15 protein-coding genes are annotated in these 14502 nt (G+C 64.9%); 10 read left to right on the top strand and 5 right to left on the bottom strand.

Annotated features, from left to right (window positions below):
- Window positions 1-33: 33 nt before the first annotated feature.
- From ABID59_RS30715 to ABID59_RS30695, 5 genes are all read left to right on the top strand, one after another.
- Entirely contained in the window at window positions 34-612 is a 579-nt protein-coding gene (locus ABID59_RS30715; protein ID WP_354085853.1) for an NADPH-dependent FMN reductase, read from the top strand.
- A gap of 6 nt (window positions 613-618) precedes the next feature.
- A complete protein-coding gene (gene pyrF / locus ABID59_RS30710; RefSeq protein ID WP_354085852.1) occupies window positions 619-1329 on the top strand; it encodes an orotidine-5'-phosphate decarboxylase in 711 nt (236 codons plus the stop codon).
- 22 nt (window positions 1330-1351) lie between these two features.
- Window positions 1352-1663 (top strand): DUF1330 domain-containing protein, encoded by a 312-nt coding sequence (locus tag ABID59_RS30705; RefSeq protein WP_354031250.1) that lies wholly within the window; start codon window positions 1352-1354, stop codon window positions 1661-1663.
- Window positions 1664-1779: 116 nt separating this feature from the next.
- Entirely contained in the window at window positions 1780-2595 is an 816-nt protein-coding gene (gene dapB, locus ABID59_RS30700; RefSeq protein WP_148752705.1) for a 4-hydroxy-tetrahydrodipicolinate reductase, read from the top strand.
- A 25-nt stretch (window positions 2596-2620) separates the two neighbouring features.
- Window positions 2621-3244 (top strand): 2,3-bisphosphoglycerate-dependent phosphoglycerate mutase, encoded by a 624-nt coding sequence (locus ABID59_RS30695; protein WP_148752704.1) that lies wholly within the window; start codon window positions 2621-2623, stop codon window positions 3242-3244.
- A gap of 156 nt (window positions 3245-3400) precedes the next feature.
- Here the strand turns inward: ABID59_RS30695 and ABID59_RS30690 are convergent, their stop codons facing one another.
- Together ABID59_RS30690 and ABID59_RS30685 are read right to left on the bottom strand one after the other, a co-directional pair.
- Complete coding sequence (locus ABID59_RS30690) at window positions 3401-4297, bottom strand: methylated-DNA--[protein]-cysteine S-methyltransferase (RefSeq protein ID WP_148752703.1); 897 nt, start codon at window positions 4295-4297, stop codon at window positions 3401-3403.
- Window positions 4298-4351: 54 nt separating this feature from the next.
- Window positions 4352-4885: a DUF2244 domain-containing protein gene (locus tag ABID59_RS30685; RefSeq protein WP_148752702.1), complete on the bottom strand. Its 534-nt coding sequence runs from the start codon at window positions 4883-4885 to the stop codon at window positions 4352-4354.
- 22 nt (window positions 4886-4907) lie between these two features.
- Here ABID59_RS30685 and nth point away from each other — a divergent pair, with 22 nt between their 5' ends.
- From nth to ABID59_RS30670, 3 genes are read left to right on the top strand one after another with little or no spacing between them, the layout of a single operon-like run.
- A complete protein-coding gene (gene nth / locus ABID59_RS30680) occupies window positions 4908-5675 on the top strand; it encodes an endonuclease III (protein WP_354085851.1) in 768 nt (255 codons plus the stop codon).
- Between the two features lie 37 nt (window positions 5676-5712).
- A complete protein-coding gene (locus ABID59_RS30675) occupies window positions 5713-6846 on the top strand; it encodes an HlyD family secretion protein (RefSeq protein ID WP_148752701.1) in 1134 nt (377 codons plus the stop codon).
- A complete protein-coding gene (locus ABID59_RS30670) occupies window positions 6833-8461 on the top strand; it encodes an MFS transporter (protein WP_148752700.1) in 1629 nt (542 codons plus the stop codon). The genes ABID59_RS30675 and ABID59_RS30670 overlap by 14 nt, the downstream gene beginning before the upstream one ends.
- A 6-nt stretch (window positions 8462-8467) precedes the next feature.
- On the opposite strand, the gene ABID59_RS30665 is transcribed toward ABID59_RS30670, so the two are convergent.
- The 3 genes from ABID59_RS30665 to ABID59_RS30655 all read right to left on the bottom strand — a co-directional run bounded on the left by ABID59_RS30665 (window position 8468) and on the right by ABID59_RS30655 (window position 12021).
- Entirely contained in the window at window positions 8468-9208 is a 741-nt protein-coding gene (locus ABID59_RS30665; RefSeq protein ID WP_148752699.1) for a sulfate transporter family protein, read from the bottom strand.
- 248 nt (window positions 9209-9456) lie between these two features.
- A complete protein-coding gene (locus ABID59_RS30660) occupies window positions 9457-10872 on the bottom strand; it encodes an MFS transporter (RefSeq protein WP_148752698.1) in 1416 nt (471 codons plus the stop codon).
- Between the two features lie 222 nt (window positions 10873-11094).
- Window positions 11095-12021, bottom strand: a complete 927-nt coding sequence (locus ABID59_RS30655) for a LysR family transcriptional regulator (protein ID WP_354085850.1) — start codon at window positions 12019-12021, stop codon at window positions 11095-11097.
- A gap of 101 nt (window positions 12022-12122) precedes the next feature.
- On the opposite strand from ABID59_RS30655, the gene ABID59_RS30650 reads away from it, so the two are divergent.
- Entirely contained in the window at window positions 12123-13298 is a 1176-nt protein-coding gene (locus ABID59_RS30650; protein ID WP_354085849.1) for a CoA transferase, read from the top strand.
- Window positions 13295-14242, top strand: coding sequence for a hydroxymethylglutaryl-CoA lyase (locus ABID59_RS30645; RefSeq protein ID WP_354085848.1), 948 nt, complete (start codon window positions 13295-13297; stop codon window positions 14240-14242). Before ABID59_RS30650 ends, ABID59_RS30645 begins: the two co-directional genes overlap by 4 nt.
- Window positions 14243-14502 lie beyond the last annotated feature (260 nt).

Genomic DNA, 14502 nt, shown 5'->3' with positions numbered 1-14502 from the left:
GGCGGGCTCGTTTCGCCGAACGTATTGGATCGGATGTCAGCCCCGAAAATCCTGGTCATTCCCGGCTCGCTCCGCACCGGCTCGCACAATGCGAAGCTGGCGGCGGTCGCCGCTTATGAATTCGCCCGGGCCGGCGTTGACGTCACCCGCATCTCGCTCGCCGATTTTCCGCTGCCGATTTACGACGGCGATCTCCAGGCCAAATCCGGCGTGCCCAAGCACGCGATCAATCTCAAGCGCATGATCGCCGCGCATCATGGCGTGCTGTTCGTCTCGCCCGAATACAACGCCTCGGTGCCGCCGCTGCTGAAGAATGCGATCGACTGGGTGAGCCGCGTGCATGAGCTCCACGAGGCGCGCGGCGAAGTGTTCCGCAACCGCGCCTTTGCGCTTGCCGGTGCTTCGCAGAGCCGGCTCGGTGCGGCGCGCGCGCTGCAGGCGTTGCGGCTGATCCTGACCTCCTGCCACGCCAATGTGATCGCCAGCCAGCTCACGCTCGCCTTTGCCGACCAGGCCTATGACGATATGGACAGGTTGAAGAACGAGGGTGATATCGCTTCGTTGAAGGAGTTGGTGCGGCAGTTGATCGACATTTCCCAACACATGATGTGAGGTGACATGACGCCAGCCGAAATCGCCCCGAAGGACCGCCTGATCGTTGCGCTCGATCTGCCGAGCGTTGATGCCGCGGAAGCGATGATCGCAAGGCTTGGCGACAGCGTCACGTTCTACAAGATCGGCTATCAGCTCGCTTATGCCGGCGGCCTGCCGCTGATCGGCAAGCTCGCCGACAAGGGCAAGAAGGTGTTTGCCGATCTCAAGCTGCACGACATCGGCAACACGGTGACGCGCGGTGTCGAGAGTATCGCCAAGCTGGGTGCGACCTTCCTCACCGTGCACGCCTATCCGCAGACCATGAAGGGCGCCGTCGAAGGCCGCGGCACGTCGCGCCTGAAGATCCTCGCCGTCACGGTGCTGACCTCATACAATGAGGACGATCTGCACGCGGCCGGCTACCGGCTCGGCGTCTCCGAGCTCGTCGAGGCGCGCGCGCAGCAGGCGCAGCTGCTCGGCGTCGATGGGCTGGTGTCCTCGCCCGAGGAAGTCGGAGCCTTGCGCAAGATCGTCGGCCACCAGATGCATCTCGTCACTCCCGGCATTCGCCCGGCGGGCTCGGCAACCGGCGACCAGAAGCGCATCATGACGCCCGGCCGCGCGATCACCGCGGGGGCCGATTACCTCGTCGTCGGGCGCCCGGTGGTGGAAGCCACGGACCCCAAGGCAGTCGCAGACGCCATCCACGCCGAGGTCGCGCAGGCGCTCGGCTGACGAACAACCAAGGAGAAGAACAATGGCAAAAGGCTACTGGATCGGGCGCGTCGACGTGAGCAATGACGAGGGCTACAAGCCCTACGCCGTCGCCAACGGTCCCATCTTCAAAAAATGGGGCGGCCGCTTCGTCGTCCGCGCCGGCAAGTTCACCACGGTCGAAGGTGCCAGCCGGACCCGCAACGTCGTGATCGAATTCCCGGACTACGAGACTGCGATCGCCTGCTACAACTCGCCGGAATACCAGGCCAACATCAAGGTGCGCCAGCCGCACGCGATCGCCGACCTCATCATCATCGAGGGCTATGACGGCCCACAGCCGTCGGACGGTTGAGGTTCGATCTTCTCTTTCCTACCCTCCAGGGGAGGATAGGAGCGCGCCGCGTGCTGGTGGGCTTCGGTTGCCGGAACTGCATCCCGCCGCTACAACGGCCCTGAGAGGATCACACCATGTCTGACATGCGCTTGATTGTTGCTGGAGCCGGCGGCCGGATGGGCCGTGCGCTGACGCGGGCGATTTCCGAGAGCAAAGGCGCGGTGCTGGCTGGCGCCCTGGAGGCGCCGGGCTCGGAGCTGCTCGGCAAGGATGCCGGCGTGCTCGCCGGCCTGCCCGCCAACGGCATCACGGTGTCCGCCGATCTCTGGGCGATGTCGAAGGAGGCCGACGGCATTCTGGATTTCACCGTGCCGGCGGCCACCATCGCCAATGTCGCAATCGCAGCCGAGCGCGGGCTCGTCCATGTCATCGGCACCACGGGGCTTTCCAATTCCGATAATGCCGTGATCAGGAGCGTCACCAACCGCGCGGTCGTGGTGCAATCGGGCAATATGAGCCTGGGCGTCAATCTACTCGCCGCCGTGGTCAAGCGCGTCGCCAAGGCGCTCGACGAGAATTTTGACATCGAGATCGTCGAAGCCCATCACCGCATGAAGATCGATGCGCCCTCCGGCACCGCGCTGATGCTGGGCCAGGCTGCAGCGGCCGGCCGCGGCATCTCGCTCGAGGACAATGCGGAACGCGGCCGCGACGGCATCACCGGCGCGCGCAAGCCGGGCGCGATCGGCTTTGCCTCCTTGCGCGGCGGCACCGTCGCCGGTGAGCACAGCGTGACCTTCCTCGGCCCGTTCGAGCGCCTGACGCTGTCGCATCTCGCCGAGGACCGCATGCTGTTCGCGCACGGCGCGCTGAAGGCGGCGCTGTGGGCGCATGGCAAGAAGCCGGGGCACTACTCCATGGCCGACGTGCTCGGCCTTTCAGACATCTGAGCAAAGCAAGCAACGGAACTAGTCAATGAGCGAACGTCTTCTCGTGCTGGTGCGGCACGGCCAGAGCGAATGGAATCTGAAGAACCTGTTCACCGGCTGGAAGGATCCTGATCTCACCGAGCTTGGTATGAAGGAGGCCTCGGAAGCCGGCCGCAAGCTGAAGGTGCAGGGCCTCGTGTTCGATGTCGCCTACACTTCGGTGCTCACGCGCGCACAGCACACGCTCGATCTCATTCTCGGCGAGCTCGGCCAGACGGGCTTGCCGACCTCGAAGGACCTCGCCCTGAACGAGCGCGACTACGGCGATCTCTCCGGCCTCAACAAGGACGACGCGCGCAAGAAATGGGGCGAGGACCAGGTGCTGATCTGGCGCCGCTCCTACGACGTGCCGCCGCCCGGCGGCGAAAGCCTGAAGGACACGCTGGCGCGGGCGCTGCCGTATTATGTGCAGGAAATCCTGCCCGGGGTGCTCAACGGCAAGCGCACGCTTGTTGCCGCTCACGGCAACTCGCTGCGCGCGCTGATCATGGTGCTGGAGAAGCTGTCGCCCGAAGGCATCTTGAAGCGCGAGCTCGCCACCGGCGTGCCGATCATCTACCGCCTCAATGCGGATTCGACGGTGGCATCGAAGCTGGATCTGGCGGGCTAAGTTTCTTCGCCTCTCCCCGCGTGCGGGGAGAGGCCGGATTGCATCAAAGATGCAATCCGGATGAGGGGGACTCTCCGCGAGTCCGACTGTCACCGTCCCTGCGGAGACTCCCCCTCACCCCAACCCTCTCCCCGCAAGCGGGGCGAGGGAGAAGAATCACTGCATCCCCAGCTGCCCGGCTTCCCAGCCCAGCATCGCCTGCTTGCGGGTGATGCCCCAGTGGTAGCCGGTGAGCGTGCCGCTCTTGCCGAGCGCGCGGTGGCAGGGCACGACGAATGAGACCGGGTTCTTGCCGACGGCTGCGCCGACGGCGCGCGACGCCTTCGGATTGTTGATGTTGCAGGCGATGTCGGAATAGGACACCGCGCGTCCCATCGGGATCTTCAACAGCGTCTCCCACACCCGCACCTCGAAATCGGTGCCGATCATGACTACGCGCAGCGGCTGATCCGGCCGCCAGAGTTTCGTGTCGAAGATGCGCTGCGCGAGCGGTGCGGTGCCTTCGTGATCCTCGACATAGGTTGCGTTTCGCCATCGTCGCGTCATGTCGGCAAGTGCGATCTTCTCTTCGCCGGGGTCGGCGAAGGCGAGACCTGACAGACCGCGATCGGTGGCGATCACGATCGCGGTGCCGAACGGCGAGGGGTGGAAGCCGTAGCGCAAGGTGAGGCCCGCGCCGCCGTTCTTCCATTCGCCCGGCGACATCGCTTCGTGGGTGACGAAGAGATCGTGCAGCCGGCCCGGCCCCGAGAGGCCTGAGTCGAGCGCGGCGTCGAGGATGCTCGCGGAGTCCCGCAGCAACCCCTTGGCGTGGTCGAGGGTGAGCGCCTGCATAAAGGCCTTCGGCGTGATCGAGGCCCAGCGGCGGAACAGATGGTGCAGCTCATCCGGCGTGACGCCGGCTGCATCCGCCATCGCCTCGATGGCCGGCTGCGCGCGCCAGTTCTCCGAGATGAAGGCGATCGCCCGGCGCACCGAATCGTAGTCGCGCAGCGCGGCGTTCTGGGAGCCCGGCCTGGCCAGGCGCTGGTCATGTATGGCGAGTGTCATCATGACCGGAAATGTAGGCGCGGCAGGGGTACTAAACCACCCGATTTCCGACTGCGATCAGGTGACCGGATTGTAGGTCGGGCCGCGCTTGGCAGCATTCAGCGCCTCAACCAAGCCTTTGTAGAAACTTGCCTTTTCGTCCGGTCCCAGGAAACGGGCGATCTGGATCTGGTGGCCGCGCGAGATCAGATAGAGGTGCTCGATGCCAAAATCCTCGTCCATTTCCATGTCGAGGCGGACCCAGAGCGGATTGAAGGTCCATTCTGCAACCCGGCCGCGATGGCTGACGCGCCGGACGCGCATTTCGGTGGTCGTGACCGTGATCTCCTCGCGCGCTCGCGCGGTGCGGAAATTGACCTTGAAGGCCCACCAGATCACCAGGACGTCGAGGCCGAAAAAGCCGAACACCGGCCAGGCGCCCTTCATCAGGAACACGATGCCGGTAACGAAGCTGACGACGCTCAGGAACAGCATCACGGCGAGAAAGCCGGTGCGGTTCAGCGAGCGATGCGGCGTCAGCAGCGCGGAGAAGATCTGCTGCTCGGCATGACCTTCAAGATCTTGGCGCTCAATTTCGTTGCCTGTGCTCATCGTCCCTCAGTATATCCCGATCATGGCGAAAATCACCCGCAAGCCGGCCCCGCGCAAAACGGCGGTGCCGAAGAAAAAGGCAAAGGCAGCCAGCGCGAAGCCCAAGCCTTCCGCCAAAAAATCGCTCAAGGCGATAAAGCCCAATTCTATCAAACCCTGGACGCCCGCGGAGATCCACGAGGTCTTCAGCCGTTTCCGCAAAGCCAACCCGGAGCCGAAGGGCGAGCTCGAGCACCTCAATCCGTTCACGCTGCTTGTCGCCGTGGTGCTGTCGGCGCAGGCGACCGATGCCGGGGTCAACAAGGCGACACGCGCATTGTTCGCGGTCGCGGATACGCCGCAGAAGATGCTCGATCTCGGCGAAGAACGCCTGCGCGACTACATCAAGACTATCGGCCTCTACCGCACCAAGGCCAGGAACGTGATCGCGTTGTCCGCAAAGGTGCTCAGCGATTTCGGCGGCGAGGTGCCGGGCACGCGTGCCGAGATCGAATCGCTGCCGGGCGCGGGACGCAAGACCGCGAACGTCGTGCTCAACATGGCCTTCGGCGAGCACACCATGGCGGTCGACACGCATGTTTTTCGCGTCGGCAATCGCACCGCGCTGGCGCCCGGCAAGACGCCGCTCGAGGTCGAGCTTGGTCTCCAAAAGGTGATCCCGGCCGAATTCATGCTGCATGCCCATCATTGGCTGATCCTGCACGGCCGTTATACTTGCCTCGCGCGAAAACCGCGCTGCGAGGTATGCCTGATCAACGATCTCTGCCGGTGGCCGGAGAAGACGGTGTGAGCATGGCGCTCGGGCAAAGGGGTTTTGGGGGACCATCGTGAGTCAGCAGGAACAAGTTTCGCCGTCGCCGACCGCCACACCGGCTCCGCCGCCCAAACCGACGCAGCGGCCGGCGAGCTCGCTCTGGAGCCGGCTCGCGATCCCGCTGCTTGCCGTGATCGTTGCGCTCGCCTTCGTCGCGCTGGCGACGTTGCGGTTCGACGAATGGGTCGGCAATGCCGTGGTCCAGACTACCAATGACGCCTATGTGCGCGCCGAGCTGACGCGGCTTGCAAGCCGTGTCTCCGGCGAGGTGCTGACTGTCGCCGTGACCGACTTCCAGCGCGTCAAGGCCGGCGACCTCCTGATCCAGATCGATCCCGCCGATTACCAGGCCCAGGTCGCGCAGTCCGAGGCGGCCGTGGCCGCCGCGCAAGCCGTGCTCGACAATCTCGCCAACCAGATCGAGCTGCAATATGCGACGATCGCCCAGGCCGAGGCTTCGCGCCTGTCGGCAGAGGCGCTCGAGGTCGAAGCCAAGCAGGAGCAGGAGCGCCAGCAATCGCTGTCGCAGTCCGAAGCCGGCACGCGGCAGCGGCTTGAGCAGGCGGTCGCGGGCCTCGCCAAGGCGCAGGCCGATGTGCGCGCGAGCCGCGCGGTGATCGCGGCCCAGCAGCATCAGCTCGAGGTCCTGCAAGGCACGAAGAAGCAGCGCGCCGCCGATCTCGACGCCACCAAGGCGACGCTGGCAAGCGTCAAGCTCAAGCTCGGCTACACCAGGATCACGGCGCCGTTCGACGGCGTCGTCGGTGAGCGCCAGGTGCAGCCCGGCGACTACGTCAACATCGGGACCAACCTCATCAACGTGGTGCCGCTGCCACAGGTCTATGTGATCGCGAATTACAAGGAGACCCAGCTCACGCACGTCGAGCCGGGCCAGCCGGTCGAGATCACCGTCGACAGTTTCCCGCGCGAGAAGCTGCGCGGCAGGGTCGAGCGTATCGCACCCGCGACCGGTGCGCAGGTCGCGCTGCTGCCGCCTGATAATGCGACCGGCAATTTCACCAAGGTCGTGCAGCGCATTCCCGTGCGCATCCAGTTCGACGACAATCAGCCCTTGCTGGCGCGGCTCGTGCCGGGCATGTCCGTCGTGACCAGCATCGACACGAAGGACGCGAATGGCGGGAAATGACGACGCCGGCCGTGGACCGGTCTCGCGCGGCAGCATTGCGGCGCAGCCGCTGTTCGCGGTCGCGGCCGTCCTGCTCGGCTCGTTCCTGGCCAATTTCGACAGCCGGCTGACCACGGTCGGCCTGCCCGATCTGCGCGGCGCATTCGGGCTTACCTTCGACGAGGGCGCCTGGCTCTCCACCGCCGGCATCGGCTCGCAGATCTTCATCGCACCCGCGGTGGCGTGGCTTGCGACCGTGTTTGGCCTGCGCCGCGTGCTCGGCATCCCGAGTCTTGTCTATGCCGTCGTTTCGCTGATCGTTCCCTTCGTGCGCGATTATCCGACCCTGATCGCGCTCAGCGTCGTGCATGGCCTGCTGCTCGGCACCTTCGTGCCGGCGACGCTGATGATCGTGTTCCGCAATCTGCCGATCCGCTGGTGGCTGCCGGCGATCGCGCTTTATTCGATCCGCGTCGGCTTTGCCTTGGACTCATCGACCTCGCTGGTCGGCTTCTATGTCGATCATCTCGGCTGGCAGTGGCTGTATTGGCAGAGCGTCCTGATCGCGCCGCTGATGGGCCTGATGGTCTATCTGGGCACGCCGAACGAGCCGGTCAATCGCGCGCTGCTGCGCGAGGCCGACTGGGGCGGCATGCTGCTGCTCGGCGCCTCCGTCGGGATGATCTATGCCGGGCTCGATCAGGGCAATCGCCTGGACTGGCTCGGCTCCGGCACGGTGATGGCGTTGCTGGTCGGCGGCGGCGTGCTGTTCGTGGCTTTCCTCCTCAACGAGTCGCTGGTGCGGCAGCCCTGGGCGCATGTGAACGTGCTGTTCTCGCGCAATATCGGGCTGTCACTGGTGGTGATCCTGCTCTACACGCTGACCTCGCTCTCCAACTCGTCGCTGGTGCCGAACTTCCTCGGCAACGTCGTTCTGCTAAGGCCGGAGCAGAGCGGGCTGTTGCTGCTCACCTATGGCGCGCTGCCGATGTTCGTGCTGGTGCCTGTTTCGATCTGGCTGCTCCGCCATTTCGATGCGCGCGCGGTGACGGTGCTGGGATTTGCCTGTTTCGCGGCTGCCAATCTCTGGGGCACCCAGCTTACTCATGACTGGGCGCGCGAGGATTTTGTCGGCATCGTCCTGCTGCAGGCCGTCGGCCAGTCGACGACGCTGCTGCCGCTCATCATCATCGCGTTGTCCAATTCCGATCCGAGCCGCGCGACCTCGTTTGCCGCCTATATCCAGATCATGCGGCTGGGCGGCGCCGAGATCGGCGTGGCCCTGATGGGAACGTGGCTGCGCGTCCGCGAGCAGATCCATTCCTTCTATCTCGGCCAGAACCTCGAAATCGGCGACGTCAATGTGGTGCGCGCGCTGAAGCAGCTTGCCGATCACTTCGCCGCCCACGGTGCCGGCTCGGCGTCGGCGCGCGCGGTCGGCACGCTCGCGAGCTTCGTCGCGCGCGAGGCCAACGTGCTCGCCTATATCGACGGCTTCTGGCTCTGTTTCTGGCTGGCCATGGCCGCGCTCGGCTTCATCGCCCTGATCACCCGCGCGCCGCCGGGCCCGTTCACCCCGGCGCCGTTCGGCTTCGCCAAGATGCTGCTGCGAAAGTGCGGGGTGAAGGTCGCGTAATCTCCGTCACCGTGTCTGCCGCGCGGGCGCGATCAGCTCGGGCCGCGACCCGGACAGGCGCTTGTGCATGTGGACCATGAAGGCCATGCCGAAGATCGGCGTCGCCAGGTTGACGACCGGGATCGAGACGAAGGCCGCGATGAAGAGGCCTGCGGTGAAGATCGTCGCGGCGTTGTCGCGCCGCATTGCCTTGGCGTCTTCCGGCGAGCGGAAGCGCATCGCTGCGAGCTCGAAATATTCGCGGCCCAAGAGCCAGGCGGCGGCGAGGAAGAAGATCAGGAAGCCGGCGCCGGCCAGGAACACGAACGGTAGCGCGATCAGATACACCACGATGGTCAGCAGTGCGGTCTTGATGCCCTCTAGGATCGCCTGGTTGAACGGCAGCGCGCTGCCCGGCCGCTCGGCGGGATAATATTCGCGCTCGACGATGTCGGCGACGTCGTCGACGAACAGGCTTGCAACCAGTGAGGTGATGGCGGGCATCAGGAACACACTGCCGAACACGACGCCAAGACCGGCCGCAATCGAGATGATCCAGGCGAGCACCTCTAGCGACGAGTGCCAGCTCGGCCCGAGCAGGCCTTCCAGCCAGACCTCGCCATAGGTCGCGAACCAGCTCAGCAGCCGCTGCAACCCGATCGCCAGCACGACGATCAGCACCAGTGCAAGCCCGATCGACCGCCACAGGATCGAGCGCATTGGCGGCGATATCATTTGCGACAGCGCCTTGACGGCGGCATCCAGCATGGGAACCTCTCACGAAACCACCCGCGAGAGGTAGACACCCCGGGCGGCTTCGGCAAGAGAGGCTGACCCGTGGGCGGCCGCGGCTTATGGCTCCGCCACGATACTCGCCCAACACGTGATGGCGCTGCAGACCGTGCTCCAGCGGCCGAACCCCTTGTAGATCTGGGCGGCCACCTGCTCCTGCTGCTTCAGCGTGCCTCAGCCTTGATCTGCGGGTCGGAGACGTTGCGGATCGCGAGCCACCGGAGTCACATCGTGTCCAGCGCCTTGCCGCGCACGTTGGGGCCGAACAGCGCCATCGCGATCACCACGATCAGCATTGCCACGGTGATCAGGCCGAACACGCCGACGACGCCGGCCTCCTTCAGCATGTAGGCGACGATGAATCCGGAGAACGTCGCGCTCAGCCGGCTCATGGAATAGACGAGGCCGGACGCCCGCGCACGGATCTGGGTTGGAAACACTTCTGTCTGGTAGGCGTGATAGGCGTAGGACATAGTCGTGTTGCAGGCCGTCAGCAGCACGCCGCAGACGATCAGCAGTCCAGGCTCGGTCAATTGCGCGAACGCCAAGCCGAAGGCGATGATGGCGATGCAGGCACCGGCGATGATCCATCGGCGTTCGTATCGGTCGGCGAAGCTTGCGGCCAGCAGCGGTGCGATCGGATAGGCGAAGGCGATGATGAAGGAATATTGCAGGCTCTTGGTGATGGTGATCCCCTTCTCGACCAGCAGCGTCGGCACCCAATTGGCGAAGCCATAGAAGCCGAAGGCCTGGCACAGGTTGAACACCATGAAGAGGATGACGAGCGACAGATAGGGCGGACGGAACAGATCGGCGAAGTTGATGCGCGCGGCTGTTTGCGCCGCCGGCCGCGCGAGCAAGGCTGAGGGGCCCGGCGCGGCGGCCCCGCCCCTGGCTTCCAGCGTCGCGAGAATCCTGAACGCCTCCTCGGTGCGGCCATGACGCGCGAGCCAGAGCGGACTCTCGGGCACGAACAGTCTTACCACCCAGATAATCATGCTGGCGGCGGCGCCGATCAGCACCACCCAGCGCCAGCCCTCGACACCGTAGGGCGCGAGCGGCACCAGCCACCAGGCGACAAAGGCGACGACCGGCACGGCAACGAACATGATCGACTGGTTGACCGCAAAGGCGCGCCCGCGCACCCGGCTCGGCACCAGCTCGGTGATATAAGCGTCGATGGTGATGACCTCGACGCCAATGCCGATGCCGGCGAGGAAGCGCCAGAACAGCAGGCCTTCCGAGGAGGCTTGGCAGGCCATGATCACGGACGCTGCGCTGTAACCGAGCAGCGCGTAGGTGAAAATTGCGCGGCGGCCGAAACGGTCGGCGAGGAAGCCGAGGAAGAAGGTGCCGACGAACAGCCCGGCGAACGTCGCGGCGACGAAGGCGCCGATGCCGGAGAAGCCGAAGAAGGCCGTGGTCGTCGTCGAGAGCAATCCGCTGCGGCTCAGCCCCGGCGCGATGTAGCCGGTCAGGAACAGATCGTAGACCTCGAAGCAGCCGCCGAGCGAGAGCAGGATGACGAGGCGCCAGACATAGCCCGTCGCCGGCATCGCCTCGAGCCGTCGCGAGATCTCGTCCGGTCCGGATGGTGCAGTGCCGAGCTCAAAGCCCGTGTCGATGCCGACAACGCTCATGATGTCCTCCCCGTGGCGCGCGGATCGCGCGCGGTTCCCGGCGGCTCATCTCTGTCTTTTTCTCGCGAGCCTTGCCGGACCGCGCTATGTTGGCCGGCCGAAGCCAGAAATCCAGACGAACATATCGATCGAAGCGTTCTATATTTTCGAACTCGCGTGTTCTTCGCCTCTCCCCGCGTGCTCCCCGTAAGAACAGCGAGAGGGGACAGCAGCGCCGCCGCTCTACCCCACCAACGTCGCTTGCCAGCCGCCGCTGCGGACCTGCTCGGCGATCAGGGCGAGCATCAGGCGGCTCATCTCTTCCATCGCATAGGTCATCGGGCGGTTGCGCAGGCGGCACAGATACAGCGTGCGGATCAGTTTTGGCGCGACCACCTCGCGCGCGACCAGGCGGCCGGCGTCCAGCTCCTCCCGTGCGAACAGCTTTGTGGCGATGGCGCAGCCGAGCCCCTCCACCAGCGCGCCGGTCATGCCGGTGATCGAGTTGGCGTGCAGGATAGCGTTCGCCTCCAGGCGCTTGAGCAGCACCGGATCATCCAGCAGCGCGCGCGAGGAGAGGCCGTAGCGCAACAGGATCAGCGGCAATCTGCTCAGCTCCTCGAACCGGATCGGAGCCTTGCTCCTGCCCACCAGCTTCGGAATGCCGACACAGAACATCTCCTCTTCCAGCACCGGTTCGGCGATCAGCTCCTTCTCCGACGGTGGATTGTAGACCAGCGCCAAATCGACGTTGGACGCCATCAGATGCATCAGCGTCGCGCCGGACATGCTTTCGGTGAGCGACAGCTTCAGCTTGGGATATTGGGAGAGCACGGTACGCATCACGGCCACGCCGATCGCCTTGACGGCGGAATTGGCCATGCCGATCGAGATATTGCCGGCGATGACACGCGCGCCCTCACGCACCTCGGTCTCGGCCTCGGTCATCGCGCGCAGGATGATGCGGGCATGTTCGTAGAGCCGCTCGCCCGCCGCCGTCGGTTCCATTCCGCGCGGCTTGCGCTCGAACAAGCGCGTTGCGAACTCGGCCTCCAGGTTCGAGATATGATGGCTGAGCGCGGACTGCGCGACGCTGACCTGGTCGGCCGCGCGCGACAGGTTCCGCTGCTCGTACACGGCGATGAAATAACGGAGCTGGCGTGAATCCATGGCGAAGCGTTCTATAAGCACGAAGGCAATCTTCGATAGATTATATTTTTCAGAAGGCTTGTGAAGGCCTAGTTTTCGAGGCGAAGAACAGGGAGAGACGCATGATTGAGGCCGGATTGCCGCTTGAGGGCGTGCGGGTCGTCGAGATGACCCACATGGTCATGGGCCCGACCTGCGGCATGATCCTCGCGCAATTCGGTGCCGAGGTGATCAAGGTCGAGCCGCCCGCCGGCGACAAGACCCGCACGCTTGGCGGCATGGGGACGGCGTTCTTTCCGCTGTTCAACCGTGGCAAGCGCAGCGTCGTGCTGGATCTGGCGATCCCTGCTGACCGCGACACCATGCACCGGCTGCTCGAGACGGCCGACGTGTTCCTGGAAAATTTCCGCGATGGTCAGCTCGAGAAGCAGGGGCTGAATGCCGAGGAGTTGCGCCGCCTTCATCCGCATCTGATCGTCGCCGGCCACAAGGGTTTTCTGTCCGGGCCCTACGAGCATCGGCCCGCGCTCGACGAGGTGGTGCAGATGATGTCGGGGCTCGCCGCCATGACCGGCACGAAAGAGAAGCCGCAGCGCGTCGGCTCCTCCGCCAACGACATCATGGGCGGCATGTTCGGCGTTATCGCGATTTTGGCCGCGCTCTATCAGAAGCGCGGGGGCAAGCGCGACGGCGCTGACATCCGCATCGGCCTGTTCGAGAACTGCCTCTTCCTGGTCGCCCAGCATATGGTCGACTACGAGATGACCGGCAACAAGCCGCGCTCGATGCCGGAGCGCGAGCATGCCTGGCCGATCTACGACATCTTCGATGCCGCAGACGGCGGGCGCATCTTCATCGGCGTCGTCACCGAAGGTCACTGGCAAAGCTTTTGCCGCGAGTTCGGCCTTGCGGAATTCCTTGATGATCCGGCCTTGCGCACCACGACCGACCGCATCCTGGCGCGGTCGCGGATCATTCCGCGTGTCGCGGAGATCATCCGGCAGCGGAATGTCGGAGAGCTGTCGCAAAGGCTCGACGCGCTCAACATCTGCTTCTCGCCTATCAACCGTCCCGAGGATCTCTTGACCGATCCGCATGTGCTGCGGCCGGGCGGTCTCGTCAACAACATCAATGCCGACGGCAAGCCGTTCCGCGTGCCGGCGCTACCGGTCGAGTGGAACGGCAGCCACATCGGCGAAGGCCTGAAGGTCGCGCCGCTCGGTGCCGACACGTCGGCGGTTCGCGCCGAGATCGACAACAACGACGTCACGTCAAAAGCCGCTGGGAGGCGCGCATGAGCCGGATCGAGACAATTTACCCCGTGGATCGCGTCAGCCTGCGCGAAGTCGGCTTGCGCGATGGGCTCCAGCTCGTGAAGCAGTTTCCGTCCACCGAGGCCAAGCAGCGCTGGCTGCGCGAGGAATATGCCGCCGGCGTGCGTCATTTCGAGGTCGGCTCGTTCCTGCCGGCAAAGACGTTTCCGCAGTTCGTCGACGTTCGCGATGTGATCGGAACGGTGGCAGGTCTGCCCGGTGCCCACGGCATCGCGCTTGCGCTCAACGAGCGCGGGGTCAACGAGGCGCTGGAATCCGGCGTCGGCGAGATCGCCTCGGTGGTTTCGGCGACCGAAGAGCACAGCCAGGCCAACACACATCGCTCACGCGACTCCGCGATGGCCAATGTGAGGCGTCTCTGCGAGATGCGCGACGCCAGCGTCCACAGGCCGCTCGTGAACGCCGCGATCTCGATGGCGCTGGGCTGCTCGATCACCGGCGCGGTCGACCCGAAAGAGGTGCTGCGCCTGGTCGACAAATGCCTTGAGGCCGGCGTCGATTTCGTCGCGATCGCCGACACCGTCGGCTATGCCGGACCGAAGCAGGTGGGTGAATTGTCGCGCGCCGCGGTCAAGCTCGCCGGCGCAAAGCCGATCTGCATCCATCTCCATGACACCCGCGGCATGGGCATCGCCAACGCCGCGGTTGCGCTGGACGAGGGCGTGCGCATCCTCGACGGCTCGCTCGGCGGCCTCGGCGGTTGCCCGTTCGCGCCCGGTGCGACCGGCAATGTCGTGTTCGAGGACCTCGTGTTCCTCTGCGAGAGCAAAGGCTTTGCGACGGGGATTGATTTGGAGCAGCTGATCGCGGTCCGCAATATTCTGCGTGAGGAGATGCCGAACGAGCAACTCTACGGCGGCGTGGCGCGGGCGGGCCTGCCCGGTGGGAGTGCTGCGAAGGCGGCGTAAAGCCACGAGCACAGTGCTCTTCCCTTCTCCACTTGTGGGAGAAGGTGGTGCGAAGCGCCGGATGAGGGGTTTCTCTCCGCGAATTCAAATCGTGAGCGATGCTCTCGCGGAGAGAGACCCCTCACCCGTCTCGCCGCTGCGCGGCGTGCCACCCTCTCCCACAAGGGGCTATGGGATTCCCGGATTTTGTTCTTGGTTAGCAAGAGCATATCCCTCGAGCGTAGCAGCGAGACGGTTCCAGCCGTCTCGCATGGTCTTTG

The sequence above is a fragment of the Bradyrhizobium sp. S3.3.6 genome, assembly GCF_040546905.1.
Classification (GTDB): domain Bacteria; phylum Pseudomonadota; class Alphaproteobacteria; order Rhizobiales; family Xanthobacteraceae; genus Bradyrhizobium; species Bradyrhizobium cytisi.
This window is presented reverse-complemented; position numbering and strand designations above follow the sequence as displayed.

Coding starts and splice junctions, on each gene's coding strand:
- ABID59_RS30645 (WP_354085848.1), top strand. CDS start 13,295: ATGAGCCGGATCGAGACAATTTACCCCGTGGATCGCGTCAGCCTGCGC.
- ABID59_RS30690 (WP_148752703.1), bottom strand. CDS start 4,297: ATGATGACACTCGCCATACATGACCAGCGCCTGGCCAGGCCGGGCTCC.
- pyrF (WP_354085852.1), top strand. CDS start 619: ATGACGCCAGCCGAAATCGCCCCGAAGGACCGCCTGATCGTTGCGCTC.
- ABID59_RS30660 (WP_148752698.1), bottom strand. CDS start 10,872: ATGAGCGTTGTCGGCATCGACACGGGCTTTGAGCTCGGCACTGCACCA.
- ABID59_RS30655 (WP_354085850.1), bottom strand. CDS start 12,021: ATGGATTCACGCCAGCTCCGTTATTTCATCGCCGTGTACGAGCAGCGG.
- ABID59_RS30665 (WP_148752699.1), bottom strand. CDS start 9,208: ATGCTGGATGCCGCCGTCAAGGCGCTGTCGCAAATGATATCGCCGCCA.
- ABID59_RS30650 (WP_354085849.1), top strand. CDS start 12,123: ATGATTGAGGCCGGATTGCCGCTTGAGGGCGTGCGGGTCGTCGAGATG.
- ABID59_RS30670 (WP_148752700.1), top strand. CDS start 6,833: ATGGCGGGAAATGACGACGCCGGCCGTGGACCGGTCTCGCGCGGCAGC.
- ABID59_RS30685 (WP_148752702.1), bottom strand. CDS start 4,885: ATGAGCACAGGCAACGAAATTGAGCGCCAAGATCTTGAAGGTCATGCC.
- ABID59_RS30715 (WP_354085853.1), top strand. CDS start 34: ATGTCAGCCCCGAAAATCCTGGTCATTCCCGGCTCGCTCCGCACCGGC.
- nth (WP_354085851.1), top strand. CDS start 4,908: ATGGCGAAAATCACCCGCAAGCCGGCCCCGCGCAAAACGGCGGTGCCG.
- ABID59_RS30705 (WP_354031250.1), top strand. CDS start 1,352: ATGGCAAAAGGCTACTGGATCGGGCGCGTCGACGTGAGCAATGACGAG.
- dapB (WP_148752705.1), top strand. CDS start 1,780: ATGTCTGACATGCGCTTGATTGTTGCTGGAGCCGGCGGCCGGATGGGC.
- ABID59_RS30695 (WP_148752704.1), top strand. CDS start 2,621: ATGAGCGAACGTCTTCTCGTGCTGGTGCGGCACGGCCAGAGCGAATGG.